This window comes from Streptomyces sp. NPDC059002, assembly GCF_042740435.1.
Classification (GTDB): Bacteria; Actinomycetota; Actinomycetes; order Streptomycetales; family Streptomycetaceae; genus Streptomyces.
In genome coordinates this window covers 1-5961 of the sequence record NZ_JBHYJI010000127.1, presented here as the reverse complement: position 1 = coordinate 5961, position 5961 = coordinate 1, and the positions used below count along the sequence as shown (strand labels likewise).

General features: G+C 67.2%; 6 protein-coding genes. 4 read left to right on the top strand and 2 right to left on the bottom strand.

Annotated elements, in window-relative coordinates; all coding sequences use genetic code 11:
• The first annotated feature begins 197 nt into the window (after window positions 1-197).
• From ACFWZ2_RS43295 to ACFWZ2_RS43285, 3 genes are all read left to right on the top strand, one after another.
• The gene (locus ACFWZ2_RS43295; protein WP_384555304.1) at window positions 198-611 is read left to right on the top strand and encodes a DUF6313 family protein; all 414 of its coding nucleotides are present in this window, start codon (window positions 198-200) and stop codon (window positions 609-611) included.
• Window positions 608-880 carry a DUF6313 family protein gene (locus tag ACFWZ2_RS43290; RefSeq protein ID WP_384555303.1) on the top strand — a complete coding sequence of 91 codons (273 nt, stop codon included), beginning with the start codon at window positions 608-610 and terminating at the stop codon, window positions 878-880. Before ACFWZ2_RS43295 ends, ACFWZ2_RS43290 begins: the two co-directional genes overlap by 4 nt.
• Window positions 881-1131: 251 nt before the next feature.
• Complete coding sequence (locus ACFWZ2_RS43285) at window positions 1132-1371, top strand: cold-shock protein (RefSeq protein ID WP_384555305.1); 240 nt, start codon at window positions 1132-1134, stop codon at window positions 1369-1371.
• A 466-nt stretch (window positions 1372-1837) separates the two neighbouring features.
• On the opposite strand, the gene ACFWZ2_RS43280 is transcribed toward ACFWZ2_RS43285, so the two are convergent.
• Entirely contained in the window at window positions 1838-2329 is a 492-nt protein-coding gene (locus tag ACFWZ2_RS43280; RefSeq protein ID WP_384555302.1) for a 2'-5' RNA ligase family protein, read from the bottom strand.
• Between the two features lie 708 nt (window positions 2330-3037).
• Window positions 3038-3916: a helix-turn-helix domain-containing protein gene (locus ACFWZ2_RS43275; protein WP_384555301.1), complete on the bottom strand. Its 879-nt coding sequence runs from the start codon at window positions 3914-3916 to the stop codon at window positions 3038-3040.
• Between the two features lie 177 nt (window positions 3917-4093).
• On the opposite strand from ACFWZ2_RS43275, the gene ACFWZ2_RS43270 reads away from it, so the two are divergent.
• The gene (locus ACFWZ2_RS43270) at window positions 4094-5008 is read left to right on the top strand and encodes an alpha/beta hydrolase family protein (RefSeq protein ID WP_384555300.1); all 915 of its coding nucleotides are present in this window, start codon (window positions 4094-4096) and stop codon (window positions 5006-5008) included.
• Window positions 5009-5961: the final 953 nt, after the last annotated feature.

The following is a 5961-nucleotide window of genomic DNA, read 5'->3' as shown; positions in this document are numbered from 1 at the left end:
CGGCTGCATCCCTCACACCGAACCCAACGATCCGATGATCGGAAAGACACCCCCTCGGGCCCCTGGGCATGCGTGAACGCGTCATCGCCATCGGCGGCCGACTGCAAGCCGGGCCGCGTGAGGAGGGGGGCGGGTGGCGGCGGTCAGACATGACCTGTGTGTCGGCAACACGGTTACGCAGAAGCTAAATTGACGGTGTGACAGCTGCTCACCCGCCTCCGCCGCCTCGGGTTCCGCCACCGCCCGCACCCACTCGCACTGAGACCATCCGTCGATGGTGGCGGTCGCGGGGGCAACTGCCCAAGCTGCTGTACTGGATCGGACGTCGGGGTCTCCCCCTTCTCGCTGCCTTGATCGCACTTGAGGTTCTGAGCGGGGTAACAATCGGTTGGTGGAGGACGTACGAGGTCACGCTGGGCATCACGTCACCGGCGGTGACGCAGGCACCCTGGATCGCGCTGCCGGTGTCCATGGTCGGCTGGCTCTTGGTGCCGGCGGTGGTTGGCGGCCTGGCCGGCTACGTAGTGAGCACCCAGATCGACTCTCATCGACGACAATCAGCCGCAGAGGCGCTGGCGGAATTCCGGCGACGCAATCAGGGGGTCGAGTGAGCCCACGCGCCATACGTCGCCTTGCGGTACTCCATCAACAGGGGGGCGAGAAAAGCAGGTTCGCGGAGTCATACGTCCTGCGTCACGGACAGTGGCTAACCGCTCAAGACCACTGGGAGCAAGTCGTCAGCATGTTTCTCGGCTGTAAAGAAGTGGGTGATCTCTCAGGGGCGGCCGCCGTCGACGCCGCCGAGCGATACGCCAGGGAGGCCCTCATGTCCATGCTCACCACTCAACGCCACTTCTGCCCTGTGTGTGAGCGGCCATGACGCGCTGGGAAGAGGGCACGTATCCTTCGAGCATGGGGAGCCAACGCTCGCTGGCCGATGTCTGCCGAGACCTACTCGCTGCAGGCTACCCCGACGCTCCCTCCGCCGAGCTGGACTCGGCCGCAATGATCATGGCGAACCAAATGGCCAGCGCCCCTCCGGCCGGTCTCACTGCCGAGGCGATCGATGAAGTGGCGGCCCAGTTGGATCACTTGGAGCCTGCTAGCTCCTCCAGGCCCAGCAGCCCTCAAGTGGGACCGGAAGAACCTTCGTCATCTCATGTCGGGCCTGGGAACGGGTCGGTGAAGTGGTGGAACGCTGAAAAGGGGTACGGCTTCATCACCATGGACGCCGGGGTGGACGTCTTCGTTCACTACAGCGCCATCAAGATGGCTGGATACCGGACCCTCGAAGAGGGGCAGCGGGTCCAGGTCGAGATCTCACAGGGCCAGAGGGGGCCGCAGGCGAGCACCGTTCGCGTCGCCCAGTAGTCGGCCTCACATGCGGCGAGCCAGCCGTGAACCACGGGCAAAGCCCGAACTTCCAGGCGCTCCAGATGCCGTCCTGGCGTGAGGGTGCTGTACGCATGGTGATCGAGACCGGGAGGCCGATCCCGGAAGTCGCCGAGGAATTCGGCATCCACTCGGGCACGTTGCACAGCTGGGTGTCGTGATGGCGACGCAACGGGTCGACGTCGTCCGACCGGCCCGATGCATCCTGGCCTTGGCGAAGGGCGTCGACCGTGATCCCCGTTGGCACCTCGCCCGTCAACACCGGGCGTACCGGCCCGTCCTGAGCGTGCACGGTGCCGAGTCTGTCAGGGCGGAGGCTGGCAGCAGAGGGCCCTTGGCAGCCGTGCCGTGCTCACACGCCAGCAGCGCAGTCTCCGACGGCGACCTCCGATCCAGGCCCTTGGACCACTGCTCGCGGTCAGGGGCGAGGACTGGCGGGCGGTGTTCACGGCCCGTCCGGGACGCCGAGCGGCACGGTGAACCGCGGCTGCCAGCCTTCCTCCGTCAGCACCACCAGCTGGACCGCCATCGCGCGGGTGTGCAGCGGCAGCAGGCTGCTGATCGCAGCGCGGACATGGGCGGCAGCTGTCGGGTTGTCCGCCCCCATAGCGACCGTGACATGGGCGGCGGGCTGCGCCCCGAAGCGGCCCTTGTACGGGCGCAATCCGGGCCACTGGGTGCGGAACGCATCGACGATCGTTTGGAGTCCTGGAACGGCGACGGCGACGAAGCCGGACGCCGTCACGACCTCCTCCAAGAGCAGATCGGCTGCCGGGAACCTCGCAGCCAGGGCACGCACGCCCTTCTCGTCCTGATCTGTCAGTGCCGATTCCGGCACGAACGGGTAGAGGAGCGAGACGTGTGCCGGTACCCCACGACGCACGAGAGTCGGGTCGACACGACACGCCGCATCGAGGAGCGGGGCGGCATCGGGCAAGACAATGACGACGGCAGTGGTCCCTGGCTCTGGCACGCCGTCATCATCGCAGGTCAGTCCGCTCCTGTGCGCGTTGCATGGGGAGGTGGTCGAGGGCAACGAGTTGGGTGTGGTCGAGGCGGTCGTCGGCCGACGTGTTGGCTGTTGATCCACGTCCCGTATGGCGCCCGCTTCCGTCCGGGACGTGCTCGATGCGGGCTCGTCCGGCGATGCCGCCCTCGCGTGTGGCTCCGGGTTCGGGTTCGGGTCCTGACTTACTTTCAGGATGTTGTTGGTGATGTTGTCGAGGCATGTCGGCGCGGAGGTGTTGCACTCCCTGGGGCTGCCGGATGTGCAGCTGGCGGACGTGCTCTCGGTCTCCCCGGCGAACGGCCCGGCTCAACCGTGCGTCACGCGACCAGCGGTTATTCGCATGCACCGTGGTTCCACCTGAAGATCACCAACAGCATTAAAAATCGCCGCCGTTCACAGGTCTTCCACCTGGTCAAACAGCTACAGCCAGGACCTCGCTCCTAGGGGCTGTGTGATCGCCGTGACTAGGGGTGTAATGACCACGAGCGTTGTTGACAGTGATCTCGATCCAGTCGGGCGCGCAGGGTTGGCGCGTCGGCGCGTCGAAGTCGACGGGGTGCCTGGCTGCTCTCGAAGGACGTCGTTCCCGCGTGGGGGTGTCTCGCCGAACGTCTGGCTGTCGACCGCTACTCGCCCCTACTCGGGGGAGGGCTCGGCTGACCCGGGGGCGAGGTCGGGTTCGGCAGCACGGCTGGCCAGGACGCGCAGGGCGTCTTCGGAGTCGCTGCCGGGCTCGGCGCCGTAGGTGAAGAGGATCAGGCCGTCGCCGGGCAGGTCGAGCGTTTCGTAGGAGAGGTGGAGAAGGCCGGCATCAGGATGCTGGATGACCTTGGCGCCTTGGTGGAACTGGAGGATGCCGTGGCCGGCCCAGCGGGTGCGGAACTCCTGACTGTGGGTGGACAGGTCCGCGACGAGATCGGTAAGGCCCTTGTCGTACGGATCGCGGCCGGCCTGGGCGTGCAGGAGGGCGACGAGGTTGTCCGCCGCGCCCTCCCAGTCGCCCCAGAACTGGCGGGAGCCGGGGTCGAGGAAGGTGAACCGGGCGTGGTTGGGCGTGGTGTCCCCGGCGGACTCGATCATGGGGGCGTAGAGGATGCGGCCCAGGGCGTTGGCGGCCAGCACGTCACCGCAGCCGTTGACGACAAAGGCCGGGCCGGTCATGGAATCCAGCAGGTGCTGAACATTCGGCCGCACCGTGGCAGTGGCAGCCGGACGGCGACGGTGCCGGTGTCCCATGCCGGCAGTGCGGGCGAGGCTCTCCAGATGGGTGCGGTCGTGCTCGCTCAGCCGCAGTGCACGGGCCAGGGCGTCGAGGACCTGGTCCGACACCCCCGACAGGTCGCCGCGCTCAAGGCGGGCGTAGTACGCGACGCTGATCCCGGCGAGCTGGGCGACCTCGGCGCGCCGTAGCCCCGGTACCCGGCGGGTGCCCTGGGCGGGCAGTCCCGCCTCCTGGGGACTGATTCCGGCGCGGCGGGAGGTCAGAAACGCCCGGGTCTCGGCTGCATGGTCCACGGGAGCCAGGTTAGGGGGATTCGCCTGGGGGAGAGGGTGCGGAAGAGGCGCGGAGGGGTGTAATGCCAGTACACCCTTCACCAGTGGCTTCCCCCGGGTCCGAGAGCTAGGTTCCTATGAGGAAGGGGGCGTATCGGGCGATTTCGCCATGGGGGAGAAAGTGAAGGTGAGACTGTCATGGCCGACACCTCGGAAATGATCAACGGCCTGGTCGGCGGGATGTTCACCCACCCGGTCCGGACACCGCTCCTGCACACTCCGGACGAGTACGGGATGGCCTACGAGGACGTCACCTTCCCGTCCCTGGACGGCACCCCGCTGGAGGCGTGGTGGATCCCCGCCCCTGGCTCGGACAAGCTGATCGTCGCCAACCACCCGCTGCCGATGAACCGCTATGGCTTCCCCTCGCACCTGGAGCCGTGGAAGCAGATGGTCCCCGGCGGCAACGACTTCGAGGTCAACTTCCTGCCGGAGTACAAGGCCCTGCACGACGCCGGCTACAACATCCTGACCTACGACGCCCGCAACCACGGCCACAGCGGTGCCGCCAACGGCGAGCTCTTCACCTGGGGCCTGTTCGAGTCCCGTGACGTCGCCGGCTCGCTCAAGTACGTCAAGTCCCGGCCCGACACCGCCGGTATGACGCTCGGTCTGCTCAGCCGCTGCATGGGCGGCAACTCCACCTATGTCGCGATGGCCCGCCACCCCGAACTCTTCGAGGACGTCCGCTGCCTGGTCAACCCGCAGCCGGTCTCCCTGCGTGTGATGGCCGGACAGGCCCTCGGCGCGATGGGCATCGCGGACCGGATCGACGACTTCGACCGGGTGTTCCAGCTGGTCACCAGCTTCACCATCGACCAGGTGTCGCCCATCGAGTACGCGAAGAGCTGCCAGGTGCCCACCTTCATCACCCAGGTCCGCGATGACGTACTCACCCGGCCCGAGGACGTACAGGCGATCTTCGACGCGATCCCCGTCGCCGACAAGAAGCTGTTCTGGATCGAAGGCAGCACCCGCCGCTGGGACGGCTACACCTACTTCCCCGAACACCCGGAGCAGCTGCTCGACTGGTTCGACACGCACATGAACTGAACCCATAGAGCCCTCGGGCCGCCCGAGCGGTCCGAGGGTTCGCAGAACGGTGATGAACTCCACCGCCGCCACGGCGGCGACGCGAACGTCCCGGCTTCACGTGTCTCGTTTGCGCCCCACCCTCATGACTCCGGCCCACCCGAAGCCGGGGTCAGGCCACTTGACCGAACATGCTCGGCCCGGATCCTGGCGAGGTTGCTTGGTGTTGTTTCCTGTGGGCGGGCGCTGCCTCTGATCGCCTACTCGACCTCCTCCCGGGGGCTCGTGCCCCTTTCGGCGTTCAGGTGTGCAGTCTGCCGAAATCGGGACCGCTCCCGGCCCGGTCAGCTGTAGGCCAGCCCCGGACGGCCAGGTGCCACAACAACTGGCGGTGGCCGGTGCGGAGACCGGACGCACACGCACGTGAAGGCTTGGCTCTGGGGGAGTGGTGATTCAGAAGTCGGCGTCTGCAAGGCGAGGAGGCGCCGGTCAGGGCGTAGCCGAGATGAGCGAGCCGACGTACCGCTTCGGCACCCATGTCGATCAGGGCACGGGCATCATGCATGAGGGCAGATCCTCACTTCACCGGCGAGTGCGCTGGGGACATCGCGGCGATGGTGCCATCACCCGCTGTTCGTCGATCCGTACTTTTCGCGCGTCACCATGGCCTCACGCTGGAATCCTGCGGCCCTCCGACGCCGGGAAGGTCAACGGGCCGTCGGGTGGGTTGCCTTGGGGTACGGCCGTTGTCAGAGGGGGTGGCTACTGTCCGGCGCACGCCGAAGAAGAGGAAGAAGAAGCCGCAGTCGCGGGCCCGACGCACCGGCGAGGTTGCCCCGCACGAGCAACTGCCCTCCGTGATCAAGCCCGGTGGCCCGCGGGCGCCGTCGCGCGGATGGGCCTTTCAGACGTTGATCGACGGGGGGGTGCCCCTATGACTTCGGTCAAGGGGCTGGGGCGGTTTGGGGTTGGTA